The 23,806-nt window shown below is 65.3% G+C and carries 24 protein-coding genes; 20 read left to right on the forward strand and 4 right to left on the reverse strand.

Features of this window, described 5'->3' with window-relative positions:
* Positions 1-91: 91 nt before the first annotated feature.
* Together ACIO3S_RS24440 and ACIO3S_RS24445 are read left to right on the forward strand one after the other, a co-directional pair.
* The gene (locus ACIO3S_RS24440; protein WP_400468319.1) at positions 92-1,591 is read left to right on the forward strand and encodes an ATP-binding protein; all 1,500 of its coding nucleotides are present in this window, start codon (positions 92-94) and stop codon (positions 1,589-1,591) included.
* A gap of 611 nt (positions 1,592-2,202) precedes the next feature.
* The gene (locus tag ACIO3S_RS24445; protein ID WP_400468473.1) at positions 2,203-3,360 is read left to right on the forward strand and encodes a peptidoglycan DD-metalloendopeptidase family protein; all 1,158 of its coding nucleotides are present in this window, start codon (positions 2,203-2,205) and stop codon (positions 3,358-3,360) included.
* A 38-nt stretch (positions 3,361-3,398) separates the two neighbouring features.
* Here the strand turns inward: ACIO3S_RS24445 and ACIO3S_RS24450 are convergent, their stop codons facing one another.
* Positions 3,399-3,776 carry a DUF3592 domain-containing protein gene (locus ACIO3S_RS24450; protein ID WP_400468321.1) on the reverse strand — a complete coding sequence of 126 codons (378 nt, stop codon included), beginning with the start codon at positions 3,774-3,776 and terminating at the stop codon, positions 3,399-3,401.
* Positions 3,777-3,935: 159 nt separating this feature from the next.
* Between ACIO3S_RS24450 and ACIO3S_RS24455 the strand changes: the two genes are divergently transcribed.
* Genes ACIO3S_RS24455 through ACIO3S_RS24470 form a run of 4 tightly spaced genes read left to right on the forward strand, consistent with a single transcriptional unit; the run spans position 3,936 to position 7,639 of the window.
* Positions 3,936-5,726, forward strand: coding sequence for a type IV secretory system conjugative DNA transfer family protein (locus ACIO3S_RS24455; RefSeq protein WP_400468323.1), 1,791 nt, complete (start codon positions 3,936-3,938; stop codon positions 5,724-5,726).
* Positions 5,723-6,358 (forward strand): hypothetical protein, encoded by a 636-nt coding sequence (locus tag ACIO3S_RS24460; protein ID WP_400468325.1) that lies wholly within the window; start codon positions 5,723-5,725, stop codon positions 6,356-6,358. Before ACIO3S_RS24455 ends, ACIO3S_RS24460 begins: the two co-directional genes overlap by 4 nt.
* The gene (locus tag ACIO3S_RS24465; protein WP_400468327.1) at positions 6,355-6,948 is read left to right on the forward strand and encodes a helix-turn-helix domain-containing protein; all 594 of its coding nucleotides are present in this window, start codon (positions 6,355-6,357) and stop codon (positions 6,946-6,948) included. Before ACIO3S_RS24460 ends, ACIO3S_RS24465 begins: the two co-directional genes overlap by 4 nt.
* 10 nt (positions 6,949-6,958) lie before the next feature.
* Positions 6,959-7,639, forward strand: a complete 681-nt coding sequence (locus tag ACIO3S_RS24470; RefSeq protein ID WP_400468329.1) for a hypothetical protein — start codon at positions 6,959-6,961, stop codon at positions 7,637-7,639.
* 357 nt (positions 7,640-7,996) lie between these two features.
* Here ACIO3S_RS24470 and ACIO3S_RS24475 read toward each other — a convergent pair whose 3' ends face one another.
* The 3 genes from ACIO3S_RS24475 to ACIO3S_RS24485 all read right to left on the reverse strand — a co-directional run bounded on the left by ACIO3S_RS24475 (position 7,997) and on the right by ACIO3S_RS24485 (position 9,993).
* On the reverse strand, positions 7,997-8,668 hold the full coding sequence (locus tag ACIO3S_RS24475) for a hypothetical protein (protein ID WP_400468331.1): 672 nt from the start codon (positions 8,666-8,668) through the stop codon (positions 7,997-7,999).
* 350 nt (positions 8,669-9,018) lie between these two features.
* Positions 9,019-9,411 carry a single-stranded DNA-binding protein gene (locus ACIO3S_RS24480; protein ID WP_400468333.1) on the reverse strand — a complete coding sequence of 131 codons (393 nt, stop codon included), beginning with the start codon at positions 9,409-9,411 and terminating at the stop codon, positions 9,019-9,021.
* A 66-nt stretch (positions 9,412-9,477) separates the two neighbouring features.
* Positions 9,478-9,993: a hypothetical protein gene (locus tag ACIO3S_RS24485; RefSeq protein ID WP_400468335.1), complete on the reverse strand. Its 516-nt coding sequence runs from the start codon at positions 9,991-9,993 to the stop codon at positions 9,478-9,480.
* 176 nt (positions 9,994-10,169) lie between these two features.
* Between ACIO3S_RS24485 and ACIO3S_RS24490 the strand changes: the two genes are divergently transcribed.
* The 14 genes from ACIO3S_RS24490 (at position 10,170) to ACIO3S_RS24555 (ending at position 23,646) form a co-directional block, all read left to right on the forward strand.
* A complete protein-coding gene (locus ACIO3S_RS24490; RefSeq protein WP_400468475.1) occupies positions 10,170-10,373 on the forward strand; it encodes a DUF932 domain-containing protein in 204 nt (67 codons plus the stop codon).
* 59 nt (positions 10,374-10,432) lie between these two features.
* Entirely contained in the window at positions 10,433-10,792 is a 360-nt protein-coding gene (locus ACIO3S_RS24495) for a hypothetical protein (RefSeq protein ID WP_400468337.1), read from the forward strand.
* Between the two features lie 318 nt (positions 10,793-11,110).
* Positions 11,111-11,272 (forward strand): hypothetical protein, encoded by a 162-nt coding sequence (locus ACIO3S_RS24500; RefSeq protein WP_400468339.1) that lies wholly within the window; start codon positions 11,111-11,113, stop codon positions 11,270-11,272.
* 428 nt (positions 11,273-11,700) lie between these two features.
* Positions 11,701-12,153, forward strand: a complete 453-nt coding sequence (locus ACIO3S_RS24505) for a single-stranded DNA-binding protein (RefSeq protein ID WP_400468341.1) — start codon at positions 11,701-11,703, stop codon at positions 12,151-12,153.
* A 342-nt stretch (positions 12,154-12,495) separates the two neighbouring features.
* On the forward strand, positions 12,496-13,506 hold the full coding sequence (locus ACIO3S_RS24510) for a LacI family DNA-binding transcriptional regulator (RefSeq protein WP_400468343.1): 1,011 nt from the start codon (positions 12,496-12,498) through the stop codon (positions 13,504-13,506).
* A 285-nt stretch (positions 13,507-13,791) separates the two neighbouring features.
* Positions 13,792-14,256: a RidA family protein gene (locus ACIO3S_RS24515; RefSeq protein ID WP_400468345.1), complete on the forward strand. Its 465-nt coding sequence runs from the start codon at positions 13,792-13,794 to the stop codon at positions 14,254-14,256.
* The gene (locus ACIO3S_RS24520) at positions 14,253-15,290 is read left to right on the forward strand and encodes a threonine/serine dehydratase (RefSeq protein WP_400468347.1); all 1,038 of its coding nucleotides are present in this window, start codon (positions 14,253-14,255) and stop codon (positions 15,288-15,290) included. The genes ACIO3S_RS24515 and ACIO3S_RS24520 overlap by 4 nt, the downstream gene beginning before the upstream one ends.
* Positions 15,291-15,396: 106 nt before the next feature.
* Positions 15,397-16,749, forward strand: a complete 1,353-nt coding sequence (locus tag ACIO3S_RS24525; protein WP_400468349.1) for an amidohydrolase family protein — start codon at positions 15,397-15,399, stop codon at positions 16,747-16,749.
* A gap of 42 nt (positions 16,750-16,791) precedes the next feature.
* Positions 16,792-17,958, forward strand: coding sequence for an NAD(P)/FAD-dependent oxidoreductase (locus ACIO3S_RS24530; RefSeq protein ID WP_400468351.1), 1,167 nt, complete (start codon positions 16,792-16,794; stop codon positions 17,956-17,958).
* 252 nt (positions 17,959-18,210) lie between these two features.
* Positions 18,211-19,332: a phosphoserine transaminase gene (gene serC, locus ACIO3S_RS24535; RefSeq protein WP_400468353.1), complete on the forward strand. Its 1,122-nt coding sequence runs from the start codon at positions 18,211-18,213 to the stop codon at positions 19,330-19,332.
* 418 nt (positions 19,333-19,750) lie between these two features.
* Complete coding sequence (locus tag ACIO3S_RS24540) at positions 19,751-20,791, forward strand: extracellular solute-binding protein (protein ID WP_400468355.1); 1,041 nt, start codon at positions 19,751-19,753, stop codon at positions 20,789-20,791.
* A 124-nt stretch (positions 20,792-20,915) separates the two neighbouring features.
* Positions 20,916-21,710, forward strand: coding sequence for an ABC transporter permease (locus ACIO3S_RS24545; protein ID WP_400468357.1), 795 nt, complete (start codon positions 20,916-20,918; stop codon positions 21,708-21,710).
* A 95-nt stretch (positions 21,711-21,805) separates the two neighbouring features.
* Positions 21,806-22,540: an ABC transporter permease gene (locus ACIO3S_RS24550; protein WP_400468359.1), complete on the forward strand. Its 735-nt coding sequence runs from the start codon at positions 21,806-21,808 to the stop codon at positions 22,538-22,540.
* Positions 22,537-23,646, forward strand: a complete 1,110-nt coding sequence (locus ACIO3S_RS24555; RefSeq protein ID WP_400468361.1) for an ABC transporter ATP-binding protein — start codon at positions 22,537-22,539, stop codon at positions 23,644-23,646. The genes ACIO3S_RS24550 and ACIO3S_RS24555 overlap by 4 nt, the downstream gene beginning before the upstream one ends.
* Positions 23,647-23,806 lie beyond the last annotated feature (160 nt).

Here is a 23,806-nt window from a genome sequence, read left to right on the forward strand (position 1 = left end):
GCGCCCTAGCGTAGAACCCGTCCCGAGCCGGTCGAGACGACATTGATGATGTCGGTGCCGATTCGACGGCAAGCCCGTTGCCTTTGGGGGCATGAGCAAACGTGTCGCACCAGGCAGCGCTCGCCGGATCGATGACCTGCTGACCGACTTCGGGACCGCGCTGCCGCGTCGAAAGTCGTTCGTGCCGGATCCAACCCCTGAACGGCTGTTCCCGAAAGCCGTCCCGCCCAAGGGCGTACGTGGAAAGGGACACGGATGGGCGGCGTCGCTGCCGCCGCTGGCGGGCTACCAGACGACGTCGGAGCAGGCGGCGGTGTTGTGGCCGTTGATCGCGGGCGATGGGTTGCCGCCGTGGGGCGCCGAGATGGGGTACGACGTTCTCTCCGGTGGGCGGTTCTACTGCGATCCTATGGGGTGGGTACTGGATGACTCGATCCCGGTAACGAACCCGAACGTGTTCATCTTCGGCAAGCCCGGACGCGGGAAGTCGGCGTTGGTGAAGGCGTTCATGCTGCGCATGATCCGGTTCGGCTACCGGTCACTGGTGCTGGGGGATGTGAAGGACGAGTACGAGGATCTCGCGCGATTCCTCGGCGTCGAGCCGTTCCGGATCGGTCCGGGGCTGCCGGGACGGATCAACCCGCTCGACCTTGGGCCGCTCGCTCACGACTGGCAGCTGCAGAACCGGCAGGAGCAGCACCGGCGGGCGACGGTGACGTTCAACAGGTGGCTGTTCTTGCTGCGCGGGCTGGTCGGGTCGCAGGGGGTGACGTTCACGCCGACTGAGGAACGCGTGATCAACAAGGTGTTGCGGCACCTGACCGGGTGGATGTCGGGGGCCTCTCGGCTGGCGCCGGTGACGATCCCGAAGGTGTGGCATGCCCTGGACGTACCAACCGATCAGCTCGTTGCGGACTGTCGCTACGAGAGCAGGCAGGACTTCTTCGACGGCACTCGGCCGCTGCGTGACGCGCTGGGAGCGTTGTGCGAGGGGTCGCTGCAGGGGATGTTCGATACGGAATCGACGTACGTCCCTGACTGGCGCGCACCGATCCAGACGCTGTCGCTGCGGTCTCTGCACGACACCGGGAACAACGTGGCTGTCGGGATCGCGCTGATGTGCCTGAATTCCTGGGGCCAGGGCATGAGGGAGATCGCGGGCAGTGGAGATCGACGGATCGTGCTGCGCGACGAGGCGTGGCTACAGACTCGACTCTCGCTCGAGGCCGTGATGGCGCTCGACGCGAACCTGCGGCTGTCGCGGACCGAGGGTGACATTCAGATCGTCACGTACCACAAGCCGTCCGATCCGCTCTCGGCCGGCGATCAGGGATCGCAGGCGGCGCAGATTGCGAAGGACCTGCTCAACCTCTCCGACATACGCATCCTGATGGGGCAGGACGAGGCCGTCGCCACCGAGCTCTCCGCGCTGCTCGGGCTCACCGACATGCAGCAACAGGTCGTCACCGGGTGGGCGATGCAGGAGAAGGGCCGGGCACTGTGGATGGTCGGCGATCTCCGGTTCAAGGTGAAGACGCTGCTCACGCCCATCGAGCAGCGCCTCACATTCACGAACGAGGCGGTCTCCTGATGCGTGCGTGGCAGGCCGCGGCGATCGTGTTGATCTTTATGGTCCCGATGCTGGTGATCATCGTTCTTGGCGCCGCGGTCACCGAGCAGCGGAGCGGGGCCTGCGGCAAGGTCGGAAGTGTCGCCGGCGGTGCGGGGGACGGCGAGGTCACCGCGGAGCAGATGCAGGTTGCGAGGCAGGCGGTGGCGGCCGTACGCGCCTATCCGATGACGAGCCAGAAGCCGCACGCTGCGGTGATCGTCCTGGCGACGGGCTATCAGGAGTCGCGGTTGCGCAACCTCGACTACGGCGACCGGGACTCGCTGGGTTTCCTGCAGCAGAGGCCGTCGCAGGGGTGGGGGACGCCTGCGCAGGTGCGTGATGTCGCGCACGCGACCCGGCGTTTCCTCGACCGGCTCGTTCTGGTCCCGACGTGGGAAGCGCGGCGAGTGACTGATGTGGCAGCTGATGTGCAGCGGCCGGCGGAGAAGTACCGGGGGTTGTATCAGCAGTGGGTGCCGGTGGCGATGCAGCTCGTCGAGCGGTTGTGGGCGACGAGCGGTGGTTCAGTGAGGGCAGCGTACGAGTCGGCCGAGAGCGTGCGGCTGACTCAGGCGAACCTGTTTGCCGGGATGCGCGCCGCGGCCTTCGACCGCGACCTGGCCCAGGTCGTCCGGGACCGGCCCGACTTCGTCACGCTTAATGAGGTCTACTCGCGAAGCCGCGTCCAGCTGGAGCCCGTCGGATACGCGTCCTGGCACCCGGCTGGCGGGCCGCGGGATCAGCGGGACACCGCGGTCCTGTGGCGGAAAGAAGCCTGGCGGGTCGTCGATCGTGGCGTCGTGCTGATGCACGAGCGGCCGGTAAAGTGGGGCACGCGGTACGTCACGTGGGTGACTCTGAGGCCGGTCTCTGGTGGCGCGAGGGTGTCGGTCATCGCGGCGCACGCGTCGCCGGGTGGTGCCGGGCGCGAAGGGCTCTACGGCGAGTTCCGGACGAGGTTGGTCGCGCTGACCAAGCAGCTCCGCGTGGCCGGCCCGGTGCTGGTCGGCGGAGACCTCAACGTTGGCTATCCCCGGCTTGCCGGTGACGCAAGGACGCAGTTCGAGGAGGTGTACGCCGGGGTCGGCGCTCGCACGACCTACTCGGTCCTCGGTCAACCAGCCGGCGGGTGGGTGACCGACAAGGGCGGCGGCACAATCGACTACATTCTCACCGCCGGTGCCACGCCGACGCGCCACTGGACGGGAGATCTCGCGGGGTCGGACCATCGGACAGTCTCGGCGACGATCACGCTCGGTAAGGCGTCGGCCGGCGGGATGTCCTGCGACAGCCTAGTGCTGACGGGCGGTGCAGGTAGCAGTGAGGCTGTTTACCCGGTTCCTTCGGCATTGGCCGGGGCCGATCGCCGCAACTGGGGCGGCCACAGCGACCACTGGGACTCCTGGCACACCGGCACGGACTTTTCGCTGCCCTGCGGCACGCCCGTGCTCGCAGCGACAGCCGGCACGATCCAGGTCGACACCTCCCAGGCGTGGTCAGGCACGTGGCTGGTCAAGGTCAGCAACGGACCGGGTCGTCTGGCGACTTGGTACGCCCACATGCAGAGACTCACGGTCTCCGCAGGGCAGCGGGTCAGGGCCGGGCAACAGATCGGCGAGGTCGGTGCCCGCGGCAACGCGACCGGCTGCCACTTGCACTTCGAGGTGCATCTGACTGGCGGCAGCAACATCTACGGCTCCGACAACACGGATCCCAGCGAGTGGTTGGCATCGGAAGTCATTGGCTGACAACTCAGCGCCTTAGGACCATCCGGCCATGTACATGCTCACCGCGGGTTGTCGCGACCACAGACCAGGTTGGAGAAGTCGATGACGTGGTGCTTCTTCGGCTTCGATGGCACGTAGCAGACCTGGAGCTTGTCGCCGGGGTACGCGGCGTCATAGGTGCCGGTCGAATCCCTGTAAGTCTGTCTGCCGACCTCGTAGCGATAGTGAACGATGTCGCTCCCTGTCGTCTCCACCACCTTCGTCACGATCGCTGTTGTGTGTCCGGTGTAATCGGTCAGGTCACGGTTGTTCGGGGTGACGACGAACCAGACGTAGGCGACGACGAGCCCGAACACGATGAATGGGACTGGGGCAAACAAGGCGAATGTCAGGCAGCCTGGACCCTTCGATCGGCCCGCGGCGGGTGCTCTGGTCATGGGGCCCATCATGCGTTCCCGGCTTGGACTTCAGCTGCGTCAACTCGCTGACGTAACAGCCAGGAGGGTCCTGTCCGATCGGTGGAGCGGGTCGTTGTTCTTGTCGGCATGACGATGGAAGCCTCACGGCGGGAGCGGTTTGCGCGGCAAACGGCGCCATTGACCTGGGAGATCCCAACGCTGATCCTGAGCGGCGCGCTCGTCGTCCTCGTAGCCACGCCGTTGGTCGTCCAGGGCTGCCTGACCTGGGTGCTGACGGGGCAGTTTGCATGGCCGACGGACCTTGTCGACGCGTTGGTCGGCATCGCTCACGGGGAGTTCGGGGTCGGGCTGCGAGCTGATGTCGTACGTCGCCTTCCGGGAGCTGAGGTCATGTGGGCGCTCGTAGTCGTCGGTGAGCTGCTCGCGTTCGCCGGGGCTGTCACGCTCCGGTTGCGGTTGCGCGACCTGATTGCCGGGCGTCGAGCGCGACACGGATTGGCGACGCCGGTGCAGGCTGCCGCAGCTCTCGGGGTGACGAGACTGCGCAGGAGCTCCCGCGTCGTACGGCCTGATCATCGGTTGCCCAGGGCTCGCGGAGGCGGTTTCGGGTCGAGTGAGGTCGGTTGGCGTCTGGGGCGGGCGGGGCGTACCGGGCCGGAACTGTGGGTGCCCTATGACCGGACGACGTGCGTGATCGGGCCGCAGGGCTCGGGGAAGACCCTGGATCTGCTGGCGCCGGCGCTGTTGGAAGCCCCGGGTGCGGCGGTCGTGACGTTGACCAAACCAGATGACCTGTTCCTTACACTTGAGGCCCGGTCGCGGGACGGTCGTCCGGTGGCGGTGCTGGATCCGTTCGGGCTGGCCCCTGGCGTACCGGAGCTGGTCTGGGACCCCGTCGCAGGCTGTGAGGACGCGATGTTGGCCGAGCGGCGAGCGAAGGCGTTCGGGGCGGGCACGGTCGAGGGAGCGTCCGCGGAGACGGGGGACCAGTCGGCGCGGTTCTATGCGGGGGAGTGCGCGAAGGTGCTGCAGGCGTACTTCCACGCTGCGGCCATCGCGGGGCTCGGGCTCGATGAGGTGCTGACCTGGGTGGCCTCGCCGCGTGAGCATCCGCAGCCGGAGGAGATCCTGCGGACGCATCCCGCGGCGGAGCCGATGTGGGACGGGTTGCTGCGTGGTGCGATCAACGGTGACGAGCGGACCGCCGCGAACACGATCACCACGGTTCAGCAGGCGATGGCGCTGTTCTTCCAGGGCTCGATCCGTGAGCGGTGCGTGCCCGCGGCGGCCCGACCGGCGACGGGCATCCGGGCGCTGATCGAGGCCGGAGGCACGATCTATCTCCTCGGCCGCGAGGATCCTTATGCGAGTGCCTCGCCACTGATGACAGCGGTGACCGAGCAGATCCTCGACGCCGCCAAGCGCCTGGGGGAGACGAGCCCGTGGGGCCGGCTGTGTCCACCGTTCCTGGCGTGCCTGGACGAGCTGCCCTCGACGGCGCCGATCCCGACGCTGGCGACCCGGATGGCCAACGAGCGGGCGCTCGGGCTGAGCTTCATCCTGGCGGCGCAGACGTGGCGGCAGTTAGTGGTCTGCTACGGCGAGGACGCGGCGCGGACGATCTACGGGCTCTCCAACAACCTGGTCGTCTTCGGCGGCGGCAAGGACATCGGATTCTATCGAGAGCTCTCGGATCTGATCGGGCAGACGACCACGACCGAGACCCGCTACTCCCGCCATGGGCAGGGGTGGTTTGGGGTAGCCGAGCCCTCGTGGGAGCGGCGACGTGTGCCAGTCCTCGAGCCGGGCGAGCTGCGGCGGATTGGGGAACTGCGGGCGCTGGTGCTGGCCGAGACGCACGAACCGATCCTCGCTCATCTACATCGCTGCATCGACGGGCGGCGTGGCCGCGAGCTCCTTGCCGCGCAGGCGCATGCCCGTGGCCGGAACAGTCAGGAAGTGAAATGAGCACGTACGCGAATGTTTCGAACCCGCCGGGCGCGATGATGCCCTTGGCCGGAGTGATGGCCGAGCCGTTCCCCTCTCCGGCGGCAAGCATTCGGTCGGCGATGGAGGCGCTCCAGGCCGCGGCTGCGGACCCGCCGAAAGACGAAGAAGCATTGCGACGCCTGGTTCAGATGCCGCGGCCGTGGGATCCCGCGACCTGTCGTGGGCGGACTCGGAGGGAGATCTGGGCCTGGCTGGATGCGGTGGCGTTGTGGATCAACACGCAGCACCTCTGGAACGTCAATCGGCCGGGCATCCCAGAGTGTTGGCCCGCGCATCCGCACCTGGTCCATGACCTGGCCGTGCTGGCGTGCTCCCGCTACTACACGAGTTTCGCGGTGACCCCGGACTCGCTCGAGGACTGGCACCGCTACGCGCTGGCTGGCTTCCTCGAACGTCTGCGCGACCGGCTCGGCGACGGCTGCCAGCCTGGCCGCCATCAGCCCAGGCCGAGGCGCGAGCGCGACGTCGCCCACGGTGCCGATGCGGTGCGCTGCGGGCGGGACGAACGGTACGCCGACGATGTCATCTGCGCTGGTGGGCCCGAGCCGCACGTCACGTTCGACGGTCGGAGAGGTGGTGGGCTGACATGAGTGTCTCTGTTCGAGGCCCGAGCGCCGAGGAGGTTGTCGCGTACGTCGCGGGTGCTGACCCAGACGATGTTGCCGATCTCTTGGAGCCGCTTGCTCCGCAAGAGCTTTGCGAGCTGGTCATCGAGTTGGCCAAACAGGTCAGCATGGACCCCGCGATCTCTGGCGGAATGACCGATCTGAGCCCTGCTGGGATCTGCACGACTGCGATCAACGCTGCTGCTGCGGCGTTCGGCACGACTCCCGAGGCCGTGCTCTCCGCCGACCGTCACCGGCCCATCACCGACGCCCGGGCGGTCGCGATGGCTGCTGCGCGGCGTACCGGCCTGACTCTGCCTGCGATCGCGGCTCACTTCGGTCGTGATCACACCGTTGTCATGTACGCCGCGGCCAAGGTCGCAGACAACCCGCGCCTCGACGTCGCTTGTGGCCGCATCGTCGGCCAGATCGCTGAGCGCAGCGGGGTTGCAGGCCCGCTGGCATCCCGCTCCGGCGTGCTCCAGGACGCCGAGCTTCGACGCCATATTCCTGAAGCGGAGCCAGCCAGCCGAGGGCCAGCTGTCGCGACGCGGCGCCCCGGAGCGCCGCGTTAGGGAGCCTGTGATGGACGCACTCGCGCCGGTGCCGTTCGGCAAGTACGAGGGTCAGCCTGTCGAGGTACTGATGAGCGACCAGCGCTACTGCCAGTGGCTGGCTGCGCAGACCTGGTTCCTGGCCCGCTATCCGACACTCCACCAGACGATCATCAACTTCGGCGGTGCTCCGCAGGACAGCCCGGAGCACAACCAGATGCAGGCCACATTCCTCCACCCGGACCGCCGTCTGAGCCTCGCACGGGTTGTTGACGGTGCCCACGACTTCGAGCGCCCGGTCGCGACGGTCACCGCATGGCAAGAACTCGACGAAATCCATCGGGCACACGGCGATCGTCTGGTAGAGACCATGACCCCGGCGTACGCCGAAAGCCACCGCTTCGAAGACCACGGCTGGGACGTCACCTTTGCTGTCACCCTTCCCACTGTGGAGGTCGAACTCGCCGGCAGAGAGGACCGCTGGATCTATGGCGGCGAGCAACTCCGGTTCTGCGTCGAGCTCAAGCCTGACCTCGGCGACGACTTTCCCGAGGTCCTGCGCCAGACCAAGCGCTACCCCGACAAGGGCATCCGCATCGTCCTCGTCCGCCGAGCCGACTTCGCGTTGGTGTCGTTCGAGCAGGTCAAGCAGATGTACGCCGCCGACGGCATCACGCTCGTCCGCGAAGCAGACATGGAGAACTCCGCGTGACTCGTCGGGTTCCGGACATGGCTTATTCGGCAGCCGGGGTCATGCAAGATGATCCTGCTCCGCAGCCGAGACGCCTGCGGAGATCTACTTCCTCGATCTCGGACGTATCCGGGGCGTGGCCCGGCTCGTCGCGGGAACTGCACTCCCAGCTCGTCGTACGCTGATGCCGTGGCGGATACGACTGAGCCTTGTCCCAACTGCGGAACGATGTTGCGCTGGGAGACTTCCCACGAGCGTTGCGACGGGTGCGGCTACATCCGCCCGTGCTGCGAAGGCGCGCCCTGCCACTGGCCGGGAGTTGCCTGACGTCCATCGGGACGCGCGCCGCGTTTGGAGTGGGCAGCCGTCGCCCGCCATTCACAGATTGTCCGAGGCTTCCGCAACGATCGCCTCGAATGCCTCCGCGTCGAGTGCTCCGTTGGTGGTGGCGTTCAGCGTCGTGATGGTGCGGCCGTCGATGACGTACGCGAAGTAGGCGGTGATGGTGCCAGAGGAACTGGTCCAAGTCTGAACCAGGCCGATGCCGTTGTCTCCCTGTCCGAGGTTCTCGGCGGTGATGGTTCCGGCGTACTTAATGCCGTCTCCGGCGGCGAGGGTGTAGGTGAGACAGGCGACGATGAGGTCGTTCAGATCGTCGACGAGGTTGCCGGGGTCGAGGTCCGGATCGTGAGTGATCGTCTGCTCCAGACGTGTGTCTCCGTTGGAGGTCACGAAGTCCGTGCGCACGTTGATGGGTGCGTCATCCCACGTCCCGCTGGTCCGCTCTGACGACACTGCCGCATGGGCGCAGGTCTTGGGGTGCAGGCCAATATCGCCGAGGGTTTCGTAGTCCTCCGGCGCGGACCCGGTGGTCCATGCCTGCGGAAGGTCGTCGAGCGTGAGCAGTGCGTCGCGCGCCTTGCTCTCGGTCATCCATGCGCGGGGCGAGTGGACCGATTCGTCGGCCTCCGAGACATGGTTCAGGGCCAGCCCAGTCGCGACAGCACTGATCGTCACGCCGGTCGCGGCGAGCGCCTTCGTGATGAGCATGGAAAGTCCCCCTACGGGCCAGGAGCGCCGTTGCGGCGAGCCGACAGACTAAGAAGCAACACGGAGGACTCCACTTCGGACAGTTGCCTGCGGGCGAGTTGGCGTGAACCGCACGAGATCCCAACCCGCTATCTGGGTTTCGGTTCGCGGATCGGGACGTCGTGCATAGTGGCCGACTCCTCATGGGTCGGAGACTTTGCGGCCTGGGCCACGAACCTCTGACCGCTCTCGACCATCAGATGGATCGCGGGTGTGAAGCGACCCTTGAGGAGTTAGGAAGCCGGCGGGCCAGGGGATAGCTAGTACCGGCAGTAGGCAACTGGCGCCACAAGGTGTGAGGGCCGCAGGCTCTAGAAGAGACCGCGGCCCTCGGCTCGGGTCGGGAAGGGGGATTGGGCGGCTACTGTCGCACTTACGGTCTCGCCTAGGTGGTTGACCACGACCGTGTCGCACCTGCGGCGCTCCCGGTCTCCTTTTCCGGTCCAGCTCTCGGTCTCGACGTGCCCGACCACGACCACGCTCGACCCTTTGCTCAGCGACCCAAGCGCCTCAACCCGCCGCCTCCACGCCTTGAGGTAGTACTTGGTCGGCTCACCCTCGACCCACTCCTCGCCGTTCTTCTTCGCGTGATTGATCAGCACCACCGCCTCCGCGACCGCGGTTCCGGTGTTGGGGTCTCGGTGAGCTCCAGGGCGGCCGCGAGCTGGCCTTCGATGCAAACAACGAACGGCATGATGTCTCACTCCTTGCTGGTTGCGGCCCTACCGGGCACATGGTTTGTCTGCGTGACCTCGTCATCGCGAGCCGGGTCAGTCCTGGTCCTGTTGGCCGCTCGGACCCGTGCTCCTACTCGCTGCTCGCGCCAGAGTGGGCAAACTCGCCCGTCTGCGGTTACTGCGGTCGACGTATTTCTGCGCCCGCTTCCCCGGGCCGCACCCCGACGTTCTGCTCGACCGCCCACCGGCAAGCCGCCGACCGCGCAAGTCACGTGGCCAGCTGAGGTCAGGCGCGGCGGCTGAGCTGTCGCTGGATTGTCTGCTGAATCGCAGGGAGCGCCGGTTCGTCGAGCCCTTCCCTGCGGATCGCGATGCGGTGGACACGACGTACGTCGTGCTCGGCGCGCCGTCACTGTGCCGCATGATCTCCTCCACGTCGAGAAGAGCGAACCATTCGAGCGTCTTGCGCGCCGCCGCGTACGGATCACGGTGGATGCCGTAATGGCGCAGGCGCACCTCGCCCGGGAAGGCCCAGCCTCCCTGGTCGAAGAAGGCGCCGGCGCCACAGGCCGCCATCAGCAGCACAGTGATCTCGGAGTCCTCGAGCACATGCAGCCACCCATTGAGGATCAAGCCTCGAGGCATCGCGAAGACGCCGGACTCCCTGTCGCCGGGGATGACATATTCCTCGCGTTCGCCGTGGGCGTCGGCGCCTACCTCGTGAAGAGGAACGAAGTCCTCGAAACGGTTGCGGGCTCCTCGGCCGCACCACCCGGCTCGAGCGCCTGTGGGGCGACGCCGAGACCCAGGCCAACATCCGGGGCACCGCCTGGGCCGGCTACCAGGCGATCGTCGAGTACGTCGACGACTTCGCCCCCGTACGCGCCCGGCAGGAGAAGGACACCGCCCGCGCCGCGCGGCTCCTGACCAGCGAGGAGCCGACCCGCCTCAAGGAACGCACCTGGTCGCTCTGCGCGGCCGCCAGCTGACCCACCCACCAGGGGAGGGCCGCCAGGCCCTCTCCACCCCGCAGGAGGAGGAACACCCGATGAGCACCATCCAGACCACCGAGCCGACCGGCCAGCCGGCCGAACCGCACTGGATCCACATTGCCGGCCGAGACCGCTACCTCGGCACCGGGCCGGTCTACGTCGCCGAGGCAGACCGAGACGGAACCCACTTCACCGCCTGGATCACGCGCGGCAACTCCACCACCACTCTCGCGGCGGGCTATCAGCTCGACGTCGCCAGCAACACCGGCCCCGGCTGGTCGACCCACGCCGAAGCCCTCGCCGAGGCCCAAGCCGACTTCGCGACCTACCTCCGAGCCACCCCCGAAGACCACGACGTCGACCTGGCCGACCAGGTCGACGAGCACAACAACACCACCAAGGAGATCGACCGATGAGCACCATCACCACCACCCGCAACCGCGCCCCGCTGGCCGGAGCCTTCGACGAGATCCGAGGCCTCAACCTCGGGCTGCTGCACCCGACCAGCGGCCCCCTGGCCCGCCTCGACTGCACCAATGGCGGCATCTCCACACCCGGCCACGACAGCATCACCCTGGTCGGCTGGACCGGCCACGACATCACCAACCTCGCCCAGCCCCTCGACTACGTCGCGGCCCTGGAGCACGACAGCCAGATCTTCACCCCCCTCCACCTCGTCGTGGCCCGTCGCGCTCGAGATCCGCAACACCTACAGCGGCCCCACCGCCGCGCTCGTGCCCGTCTACGACTTCGACGGCAGCACCTGGACCCCGGTCCCCGGCACCATGGCCGGCGGCAACTACGCCACCGGCGACAGCCGACTCGTCGACCTGGTCAGCCAGCTGACCGGCCACCACTTCTACGGCGCCGTCGCCATCCACGACCGCCTCGAGTAGCGACCACCTCGAGCCGCCGGCCTCCGGGCCGGCGGTGGGGAGGGCTCCGCCCTCCCCACACCCCACCCGCACGGCACGACCCTCCGGGCCGGCCTCACCAACAACCACCGGACGATCGGCCACGCCCGGGCAGCTCCACCGGATCTCCAGACCCAGGGGCCGGCGTACACCGGCAACGACACGGCCCACAGGCCGCGACTGCTCCGAGTCAAAGCGTCTCGTTCCTTGCTCCCACAACGCCCAATCGTGATCGCTCGCTCCACGGGTCAAGGGAAGCAGTGCCCGGCATCCGCCGGCCCTTGACCCGCTACCGCTCGCGCGATCTTGGGCTGGTTGTTGGGAGCAAGGGGCACGAGGGGTCACATCCCGAGGGTCACCTGGTCAGCTCTCCGTTTCCATCCATGCACCTCATCCAAGGGAGAAGAACCATGAACACGATCACCACCTTCGCCGGCAACCTCACCGAGGACCCGGAGCTGCGCTTCACCAACGGCGGTATCCCGGTCGCAAACCTCCGCGTCGCGGTCAACCGACGCGTCAAGCTGAACGACGAGTGGGTAGACGGCACCCCGACATTCCACAGCGTGAAGGTCTGGGGAACTCAGGGCGAGAACCTGGTCGAGAGCCTCGTGCGAGGAAACCGTGTGCTCGTGCATGGCCAGGTCGAGACCGAGAGCTGGTCCGACAAGGAGACCGGCGAGCTGCGCTACAAGGACGTCGTAGTCGTCTCCGACAGGTACGGCGAGATCGCCACCAGCCTCAAGTTCGCTACCGCCCGACCCGAGAAGAGCCGCGGCAGCAAGACCACCAACCCCGACGCACCGGCACCCGCCGACAACGCCACCCAGCTCGGCCCGCGCCCCACCGAGCCGCCGTTCTGAGAACGGCACCAAGACCTCGGGGGAGGGGTCGGCCACGAGCCGGTCCCTCTTCTGCGGCATCAACACGGCTTTTCACCTTCGACCACACAGAGAGCAGGCAATGCCGAACGCGTCGAGCAGGTCGCCGAGATCTACCAACGCGAGCTCTCCGGCTTGGTCGACATCGACCGAGGCTTCCATCGCAGGGCCCCGACTCTTGCCGCGAACCGCCAGTCGCCACTCGCAGAACGCCATTCCGAAGCAGGGGGCGGATGCATATGAGACACTAGTTACATGGCTCACTCGGGTCCCGAGTTGCGCAGTATTCAGTTCAGTTCGCGCCACAAAGTGTAAGGACATGCCATGACTAGAAGAGTCGCCCCGCGCCGCGCGACCATTGCAACTGTCGCTGAGCGAGCGGGTGTCTCCACGGCCACAGTGTCACGCGTGTTGAACGGTGGCGTGACGGTGAGTGAAGCCGTCCACGAGCGCGTGCTCGCGGCGGTGGAGGCGTTGAACTACCGGCCGAGTGATCTTACTCGGGCGGTCTTCGCTGGGCGCACGAACTCCATTGGTCTGTTACTGGCGGACCTTCATAACCCCTACTACGTGGACCTCGTCGAGGGGGTTTCGAGGGTCGCGAATCCGTCTGGGACCTTGCCTTATCTAGCGCTCAGCAACCGTGACCCGGAGACTGAGCGCAAGATGCTCTCGCTTATGGACTCCCACCGTGTCCGGGGCCTCATCACAGTTGCTCGCAAGAGCGACGATCTCGTGATGTCGATGGCCGAGGCGGGAACCGAGTGCGTTCTCATGGCTCGCGACACAGAGCCGGATCACCCTCGGATTCACGTCGTTCGGCTAGATGATCGCGCAGCCGGAAGCATGGCCTGGGAGCATCTAGCTGAGACCGGACGCTCCCGAATCCTGGTGGTGAGCCAAGACACCCCGGCCGGGAGGGATCGATTCCGGGGACTCGCAGATGCGGCGAAGCGCGATGGGGTGACGCTCCCGGTCGATGCTCCCTTCATGCTGGACAACCTGGCCGCGCCGAGCGAGAAGCTCCGAGAGCTGATTGCGTCGGAGTTCAAAAACGGAACCCTGGACGCCGTCTTCGCTGCGACGGGAATCTCGACGCTCCGTACCTTCGAGGCAATCAACTCAATTGGGCTACGCATTCCAGATGACATCGCGTTCCTCGCCTTCGAGGACTTCGCATGGGCCGAGCACATGACGCCCTCGCTGTCGACGATCGTGCAGCCCGCGGTCAAGATGGGAATGGCCGCAGCCTCGATCATCCTCGACGAACCCGGCAGTGGGCAGCGGCTGCGGTTCGAGCCGAAGCTGGTGGCTCGGTCGTCAACCGCTGTCTGACCTTCCGTGGGTACCTGATGGCGAGTTCGATCGACGCTTCGACTCTTGAGCGGTCTGGGAGGAGAACAGGGTTGACGCCCTACGGGGGGCGGGTTACATTTGACGAATGTAACTAGTTGCATGGGCCGCTGGCTGGCTCGGCCGATGGCAAGGCGCCGTTTGGCGAACTCCTGCGTCGGTCGTTTGCGCCCAGAACGCGTGGCCTTGGTCCCTGCCGCCGATGGACAGCATCGGAGTGCATCGACCACAACTTGAAGACCATTCAGCACGTGAAGGAGAGATTCTGTGGCAACGCTCGCAGAGAAGGTTCGTGATGCCGGTCTAGAGCTGCCCGAGCCGCTTCAACCTGGCGGCCACTATGAGTCGTTCAGCTGGTCAGGGCAGCAGCTGTGGGTCGCGGGCCAGTTGCCGCGAGTAGGAGAGGAGGTGCAGTTCGCCGGTGCCGTTGGCGCAGACGTGACCCTCAGTGATGCTCAGGCGGCCGCCGCCCTGTGTGCCCTAAACACGCTGTCAGTCGTGACGCAGGCCGTTGAAGGGGTGTCGGATCAGCTTCGCCTGGTCAACGTGAGTGGGTTTGTGCGGTGCGCTGCCGACTTCGTCGATCATGCCAAGGTGGTCGACGGCGCCTCTGAAGTGTTTCTGCGGGTCTTGGGCGATCGGGGTAAGCACGCCCGAACTGCTGTCGGGACGTATGCCTTGCCGCGAGGCGTCCCGGTGGAGATCGCCACAGTGTGGGAGGTGGCAAGGTGAGTCTCGGCGAGTCGCCCAGCTCACCCGAGTTCGGGATCGAAGCGATCCGCCGAGCAGCGGAGCGGATTGCCCCTTATGTCGCAAACACTCCGGTGCTCAGCTCCAAAGTGCTAGACGCTGAAGCTGGCACTCATGTGCTCGCGAAGGCTGAAGCACTGCAGGTGACCGGCTCCTTCAAGTTTCGAGGCGCTCTGAACAAGGTGCTCGCTAGCGGCCCCGGTGTTCGGACCGCTGGGATCGTCGGCTACTCCGCCGGTAACCATGCCGCGGCCATCGCCGCAGTCGGGCGCATCGTCGGCTGTCGCGCGGTCGTCGTCATCCCGACCACTGCTCCGGCCGCCAAGGTCCAGAACTGCCGGTCCTGGGGTGCCGAGGTCGTCTTCTATGACCCGGCGACCCAAGACCGGGCGGAGGTGGCCGAAAGCATCCTTGCCGAAGGCAACATGGAGTTCATTCCCCCCTTCGACGACTACGACATCATGGCTGGCGCGGGCACGGTCGGACTCGAGCTCGCCTCGGAGCTCGATGCTGCTGGTGTCACCCCGGACGCTGTGGTCGTTGGCTGTAGCGGGGGAGGCCTCGCCTCCGGGGTCCTGACGGCTATGGAGCACCACTTCCCGGGCATTGAGAAGTACATCGTCGAACCGGCCGGCTACAACAAGATGGCGCGGTCTCTCGCGGCAGGAGAGGTTTGCACGAACCCGGCCCCCGGGGCGACCGTGATGGACGGCATAAGTGGCCCAGTCGTAGGCGATCGCTGTCTCAGCGTGCTGGGCCGCTTAGGTGTTACACCTCTTTCGGTCGACGACGACGAGGCGCTCGAGGCTGTCGCTGCGGCATTCCGGTACCTCCGCGTTGTCGTTGAGCCGGCGGGCGCAGCGTCATTGGCTGCTGTCATGTCGCGCCAACTCCATCGCTCTCGAACCTACGCCAACGTCGCCCTGGTTCTCTCTGGCGGCAATGTCGATCCTGCCCTCTACGGGGGCACTATTTCCGGCTCAGGGAGGCCATTCCGAGGCGCGCTCGGCCGTTAACGACGATTCGATCGAGACGGCATAGTCGGTTGACCAAAAAGGTCGCCGATGTTCTAATGAAACTAGTTACATTCATTTGTGACTGTTCCAAACCAGGAGGAGAAACATGCGGACGCTCGTTTTGCAGAACTGCGATCTAATCGATGGGACCGGCAGCGATCTACAGCGTGGCGTAGACGTCGTGGTGGAGGGGGACACCATCCGCGAGGTCGTGCCTACCAAGCCTGGGGTGACCTACGAGAGGGTCGACGAGCTCGTTGACGTCAACGGCGGACTCGTGATTCCCGGGCTGATCAACAACCACACGCACGGCACGGCCTATGGCCCGCTGAATCCCAGCGCCATGGCCCCGCTGTCCGATGAGCAGGTACGGGCCAATCTGGATCGGCATCTGCTGGAGGGCACAACCACCCTGCTGTGCGTCGACGGCTTCAAGACCCCAGACGCCGCTGCCAGAACGAATGATGATCATCCGATCTCCGTCCGGCTCGCATCTGCGAACACGCCCGCATGCCAAGAGGCGGCGTCGATCGCTGATGGCAAGGGCCTGACCGAAGAGATCCGAGCATTCACCGCGCGTCAGGCAGTGACCGAGGGCGCCGTTGCCCTCGGCGAGATCGGCGCCGGGCACACTCTGGGCGGAGGCGGGGCGAGCTACGCATACATTCCGGCAGAGGTGGCCAAGCGGACGGGCGTCTCGATTACGCCCAGGCAGGCGGACGCGCTGAAGATCGCGGTGCTCGGTCGGCACATCTCGCAGAGCAACTTCGATCGTGACACGACCGAAGAGAAGCTCGTGGATGCCGGGCTCGCCGGCAAACTGTCGGTGGACGAGATCCGCGAAATCATCCACGGCATCATCCTGCCGTCCTTTGATATCGCGCTGCACGGGCTGAGCGAAGCCGCTGACATCGCGCTCAAGTGTGACGTACCTGTGCTGGTGCATAACGCGGCCGCGTCGATGAGCCAGGTCGCGAAGATCGCCAAGACGGACGTTGCGTTGATCGCGGGACATTCCAACCACTCGACCTTCGCGATTCCGGAGGCCCTCCAGCACGCCGAACGACTGAAGGAGTCCGGCGCCACGGTGGACGTTTCTACCTTCGACACGTTTGGCGCCCAACGGATGATCACCGGTCCGGAACTGCTGTACGCCATGTTCGCCGCCGGCCTGGTCGACACCATCTCGACCGACTATGCGGGCGGCTTCCACGACCCCATCCTGCTCGCGATCGACCACGCGGCGAAGGAGGGAGTCGTGAGCCTGCCCGCGGCGATCCAGATGGCCACCGCGAACGTGGCAGATGCTATTCCCGGCCTGGCGCCGCGTCGAGGCCGCGTCGTTCCGGGTGCCATTGCCGATATCGCAGTAACCGACCCGGGGGAGCTGGCCCGCGTGCGCACCGTGATCGTCGGTGGGCAGGTCGTCGCCCAGGCCGGCAAGCGCGTCGTCGCCTAAACAGTTTCAAACCAGACACCACGGGATGAAAGAGAGAAACAAATGAAGGTCATCGTTATCGGCGCCGGCATCTTGGGTGCTTCCGTCACGTATCAGCTCGCGAAGCGGGGATGCGATGTCACAGTCATCGAGAAGGGCATCCCCGGGGGCGCGGCCAGCGCAGCGAGCTTCGCGTGGCTGAACTCCAACAACAAGCAGCCTCAGCACTACCACAATCTTAACGCCGCTTCGATCAACGAGTGGGCCATCATCGCACGGGAGTTGCGCAGCTCGGCGTGGCTGCGCCGCGAGGGGAACGTTCATGTAGCGAGCGGCGAGGCCGAGACGAAGACTCTTGAAGAGAGAGTCGATCGCCTGCACTCATGGGGCTACGCCGCGGTCAAGATGGCACCGAGCGAACTGCCCCGCCTCGACCCGATGATCCGAGTGCGTGACGGGTATTCTCTCGCCGCGTTCTTTCCAGGCGAGGGATTCATCACCGTTCCGCTACTCATCCATGACCTGCTGAACGCAGCGAAGAGCATGGGCGCCCTCCTGCTAGAAGGCACGGGCGTCGCCGAGCTCATCGGCGACGGCGGGCGAGTCACCGGGGTAGCGCTCGAGGATGGTCGCCGCATCGCCGGCGATCTGGTCGTTGTCGCCGCAGGCGCGGGCATCGGTCCGCTTATGGCGACGCAGGGGGTCAGTGTCAACACCGAAGGAAAGCTCGGTGTGACCGTCACCACCTCGCCTGGTGCATCGGGACTGACGACGATGCTCCACCTGCCTGGCATCAGCATTCGTCCAGACACCGGCGGCCGGCTCGTAGTCCGGTCCCCGGAGAGCGACACTCACATCGACCCGGACAACTGGACTCTGCCGGACGCAGAGGTGCGGCGACTGCTCGAGGTGGCGGCGTCTGGTGTCACCGATATTGACCCGGAGAGGGTCCGCGGAGAGCGGATCTGCATTGCGGTGCGCCCCTACCCGATCGACGGATTGCCGGTCGTGGGGGCGTGGGACGGAATCGACGGCCTCTATGTCATGACGATGCACAGCGGCGTCACGCAAGGAGCCATCGTGGGACGCCTCGCGGCAGAAGAGATCACGACCGAGAACCCGTCCGATCTTCTGGCGCCGTTCCGGCCGAAGCGTGTCATCGACACGAACAAGGATTCGTCCTTCGATCCCCACGCCATCGAAGGGGAGAGCGCGCCCGTCTCTTCGTGAGCCGGCGCAGGGGCGCCGGCGTCGGGGATCTACCACGCTTAATCGTAGTAGATCGAGCCGACGTCGGCGCCCTTTCGGGCACCAACCTCCACCCGAGCTCTGGAGCGGCGGTCACGCGCAACCTTGTGAACTGTTCTAAAGGGGGCATGTCATGACCGACTGGCCAGCAAACGGACACGCGCTTGGCGATGCGAACTGTGAAGGGGTGCCGGAAGTGTTCACTCTGCACAACTTCGACGAAAGGGCATCGCAATGAGCAGCGCGATCGAGATCCCCCTCAGCCTCAGGCCGAGTGACGGACGGTTTGGTGCCGGCCCATCCAAGGTCCCGACTCGACACCTGGTCGCGCTCGCGGCGACGGCCGAGCACCTCATGGGTACATCCCATCGACAGGCAGCGGTCAAGCACACCGTTCACCGGGTCCGCGAAGGGGTGCGGGACCTGTTCGGACTTCCCGACGGTTATGAGGTCGTCCTTGGCAATGGCGGGGCTACCGCGTTCTGGGACATCGCGGCGTTCGGACTGATTCGGAACAAGAGCCAACATCTCAGCCTCGGCGAGTTCTCCTCGAAGTTCGCCAAAGTTGTTGAGCGGGCGCCGTTCCTTGCCGCGCCGTCGGTTATCGAATCTGAGCCCGGGTCGCGGCCCGCGCCACGGGCCGAGGTCGGCGTAGATGTCTACGCGTGGCCGCACAACGAGACCTCGACTGCAGTGATGGCCCCGGTCCTTCGAGTCGATGGTGCCGATGACGGTTCACTGGTGCTGATCGACGCGACCTCGGGAGCTGGCGGTCTACCCGTGGACATCACACAGGCCGACGTCTACTACTTCGCGCCGCAGAAAAGCTTCGCGGCTGACGGCGGCCTCTGGGTCGCGGTGATGTCGCCGGCGGCGCTGGAGCGCACCGCCGAGATTGCCGCAAGCGACAGGTGGGTGCCGGCATTCTTTGACCTAACCACCGCGATCGAGAGCTCCACGAAGAACGAGACCCACAACACGCCGTCGATTGCGACGCTGTTCTTGATGGCGGAGCAGTTGGACTGGATGAACGGTCAAGGGGGGCTCCCGGCGATGGTGGCCCGGACGACCGCGTCCTCAGAGGTCCTCTACCGCTGGGCTGAGAAGACGTCGTACACCACGCCGTACGTCGCTGACCCGGACCACCGTTCCCTGGTGATCGGTACCATCGACTTCGACGAATCGATCGATGCTGCGCAGGTCGCGAAGGTGTTGCGCTCCAACGGAATCGTCGACGTCGAGCGATTCCGCAAACTCGGCAGAAATCAGCTGCGCATCGCGATGTACCCCGCGATCGACCCCGCAGACGTCGAGGCGCTCACGTCGTGCATCGACTACGTGGTCCAGGCGCTCTAGGAGTAGCCAGTCCTGTTGGACTGTACGGCGACGCTCTGACGGTCACCAGGCGTTTCGGCCACCCAGTGCCAGGGAACGACCGGTCCTCACCCTGTTTACGCGAGCACTCCTGGGCCGATCTCGTCAGATTCGACGTGCTGTCCGCAGCCTTGCGACCACTCTTGGCCTCCTCCAGGCGACTCCTCACCCCAGCAGGCGTCGAGGAGCTTGAGGCCCACCACCGCGAGCCTCGTCGTGATCTGCGCTTGCGTCCCTCCTGACACGCGGCAGTGGGCGCAGCGTCGCCTTCCCTAAGGGACCCGGTGAACCGCAAGAAGTTCCGCACAATCTCTGACTTGCATGCCTTGATATGTGGTTCGCGTCACGTTACAGTCGTGATCATTGCAACTAGTTACATCACCATTAACGGAGGCCCCAAATGAGACGAACGATCGGAGCAGCTGCGGCAACATTGCTTGCTGCGTCCCTTCTGTCGGCATGCGCCGGCACATCCGCGGACGACTCCACTCTCGTGGTGGCGGGCTATGGCGCCGAGTACAAGGAGGCCTTCAACAAGGTGATTGCTGAGGCATTCACTAAAGAGACAGGCATCGAGATCGAGTACCAGGACGCGGGATCGGCATCGCAGTACTACGCGCAGACGCGGGCTTCGCGCGGGCAGCCTGGGTTCGACATCGCCGTTGGTACACAGGTCGAGACGTACCAAGGCGCAGAGGAGGGGATGCTAGCCCCAGTGACGGAGGAGGAGGTCCCGAACATCGCGAACCTTCCTGAAAGCCTCCGCAAGGCCACCCACGGCGCGGGCATCGTCCAGGACGTCCAGTACCTCGCGCTGATGTACAACGAGAAGACGTTCTCGCGGCCGCCGACCAGCTGGAACGTCATGTGGGACCCTCGCTACCGCTCGGGCACCATCATCGTCAACCCCTCGAACCTCTCTGGCGTATACCAGATCGTTCTCGCCGCCCAACTCGCAGGCGGAGGTGTCGACGACATCGAGCCAGGGTTCAAGCGGATCGCTGAGCTAGCGCCGCACGCGGCTGGCACGATCACCTCATCCTCGGAAGCTCTCCCGTACATGGAACGGGGGACGGCCACGGCATTCCCCTATCTGGACGGACGTGCCGGGATCTACGCGGAGTCGACCAACTTCGACTACACGCTCCCGCAAGAGGGCGCGATCGGGCTCCTCGGTACGCTGCAAATCCCGTCTGAGGCGTCGAACAAAGAGGCAGCATACGAGTTGATGGACTTCTGGCTCAGGCCGGAGATTCAGAAGCAGTGGGCCGAGGCGTACCACGTTGGCCCCGCAATCACCGGTCTCGATTTTGACGCTGACTTCGCCGCGAAGCATGTCACCACGGAGGAACGGCTCGCGGATCTCCAGATGCTGGATCCGCAGGTTGTGATCGAAAACCGCACTGACTGGTCACGTCGCTGGGCCGAGGCTGTGGACTGACATGGCACTTTCCTCAGAAACCCGACGCACGTCTGCTGGTCCTTCAACGACAAGGACGCCCAGGTCGGCCCGGAGTGCCGGGCTCCCAACGCTGGCGCTCCCGGCAACCGTGTGGGTCCTCGTCGTGTTCGCACTCCCCACAGGCGTGCTCTTGGCAGGCAGCTTTCTTGCATACGACGGCGCGCGAGTGACCGCGTCGATCACCGCTGATAACTACACCGCGCTCCTCGGCGATGGATACTTCCGTTTGGTGCTGTGGCGGACTCTGTGGATGTCCGGTGCCGTTGGTGCGGTTTGCGTGATGCTGGGGCTCCTTGTGGCTCACTACTTGGTGCGATCCCACTCGCGATTCCGAGGACTTGTCCTTCTTATCGTGATCTCACCGCTGGTATCCAGCGTCGTTGTCCGCACCTACGGCTGGCTGGTGCTGCTCGAGCGCGAGGGCTTGGTCAACTCGACCTTGGAGCAGCTTGGTGCCATCGACCAGCCGATGAAGCTGATCGGCAGCCAGTTCGCCATCGTCATCGGCTTGGCTCATGTCTTGCTACCGTTTGCTGTCTTCACGGTGATGTCTAGCCTGCAAGGTGTCGATCCCAGCCTTGAGCGCGCCTCTCGGGATCTGGGGGCCGGCCCGGTGACCACATTCCGCAAGGTCACCCTCCCGCTCATATCGCCGGGCCTCATCAGTGGATTCATCCTGACCTTTGCGATCAGCCTTGGCGCCTACGCCACGCCTAGGATCTTGGGAGGCGGTCAATTGCAGACCCTGGCCACTCTGGTGCAAGAACGAATGATCAGCAGCTTGGAGTGGGGACAGGCTGCGGGTATTGCTGTCATCATCCTCGCTATCGGTGGCACGGTGGTGGCATTCCTGCTGCTCATTGGCCGCCGGGCACAGGCACAGGGGGCGGCTCAATGAGTACTTCACTCCGCGACCTGCAGCGAAGCACAAGGCCATGGGTGATCCTTCGTGGCCTAGCCCTGATCCTGACACTGTGCTTCATCGTCCTCCCCATGCTTGTAGTGCTGTGGACTTCGATCCAGCCTGATGTCTATCCCACACTCCCCCCGGACGGCTTCTCGTTGAGATGGTGGCGTCAAGCACTCACCGACGAGTGGCTCGTGCCCATGGCGCTATCTGCTCAAATCGCGTTCATCGCCGCAGCGATCGCAGTCGTCATGGGTACCGCAGCGGCCTACTCGCTGGCCCGCTCAACTGGCCGTGGCCGCGGTGTACTCGAGGCGTTCTTGGCCACACCCCTCCTGGTGCCAGAAATCATCATCAGTCTTTCGGTCGTCCAGGTCGTCTCCATGGCTGACGTTAGATTCCTCCTGGGCCCGGTCATGCTGATCGCCACGCACGCCGTTATCGGTGTCCCGTTCGTCCTCCGCACGGTCGGGGTGAGCCTCGTCACGATCGACCCGGCTTGGGAGAAGGCAGCCCAAGATCTAGGCGCCTCACGGGCCCGGACGTTTGTAACCATCACGCTTCCGCTAATGAGCTCAGGAATTTTCGCGGGTGCATTGTTCGCGTTCATCCAGTCGTTCAACAACGTTGAGCTCTCACTTTTCCTCACCTCCGCGTCGGCATCGACGTTGCCGATTCAAATCCTGACCTACATGGAGTCGCAGTACTCGCCCACCTTGGCCAGTGTTGCTACTACGAGTGTCATTGGGCTTTGCCTGATTACCGCCATCGCCTCGCGGTTTGCGCGTTTGAGCGATTTCATTCAAGGAGGACGTCAATGAACAACACACTTGCACCGAAGTACGGGTCGAGCGTCTCCCTGCGCGGGATTCGGAAGGATCTAGGCGGTGCGACCGTCGTTCAGGACCTTTCGCTTGACGTCGAACCAAGCGAGTTCCTCACCCTTCTCGGCCCATCGGGTTGCGGCAAGACGACCACGCTCAACATGATCGCTGGGTTCACCGTTCCTGACGCCGGTCAAGTCCTCCTTGGGGGCAAGGACGTCACTCGCGAGCCACCGAACCGCCGTGACAGCGCGATGGTCTTCCAGCAATACGCGCTGTTCCCGCATATGACCGTCGAGGAGAACGTCGCCTACGGCCTCAAGATGCACAAGGAACCCAAGAGCGAGATCCGGGCCCGGGTAGCCGAGGCGCTGGAGCGGGTAGGACTGCAGGGCCGTGGGGGGCGCCGGCCTCTGCAGCTCTCCGGTGGGCAACAGCAGCGTGTCGCGCTGGCACGCGCCATCGTGGTGCGGCCAAAGGTGCTGCTGTTGGACGAGCCACTCTCCAACCTTGACCTCAAGCTGCGCGAGCACCTTCGCCTCGAGATCAAGCACCTTCAGCGCGATCTGGGTCTGACGACGATCTTTGTGACCCACGACCAGACTGAAGCGCTGGTGATGAGCGACCGGATCGCCGTCATGCAGGGAGGGCGAATCGAGCAGCTTGCCAGCCCTGCGGAGATTTACAGCGCTCCAGTCAGCGAGTTCGTCGCAGGATTTGTGGGGCAGTCCAACCTGCTGGAGGCGACGGTCATTGATACCTCGGGGGACAGATGCGCTGTCAAGCTGTCATCCGGTGTTGCCTTGTCGACCAGGTGCGTCGCAGGGGAACGCCCGACGGCTAACGCTCGTGTTCGGGTCTTGCTCCGTCCGGAGTCGTTGCGCCTGCTCGACTCGAGGAGCGAGGTGCAGGATCCCGTTGTCGAGGGATCCGTTGCGGAGGTAGTGAACGAGGGTGATGTCGCCACCGTCGATCTGACGCTGGGTGATGGGAGCAGGCTCCAGGTGAGTGTGCCGGATCCTGTCAGCCGCGCGTTGCCGGGAGTAGGCGATCGCGTCCGCGTTGCGGTCCCTGATGCCGCGGGTCTTGTCCTACTCCGCTGACTGTGATTCCCGTCTCCGCCGCGACCCGTCGAGGCTCGGAGGCGGTGCCTGTGCGCTTCAGACCCAGCGCTGCCGCGATGACCGGTGCTCAGGGACGGCGGCGGGCCGGCGATCCGCGGGGGAGTGGCGCCGTCATGTTGTGCTCGTTACCTGTGACGGA

The sequence above is a fragment of the Nocardioides sp. NPDC087217 genome (assembly GCF_044744805.1).
Lineage (GTDB): Bacteria > Actinomycetota > Actinomycetes > Propionibacteriales > Nocardioidaceae > Nocardioides.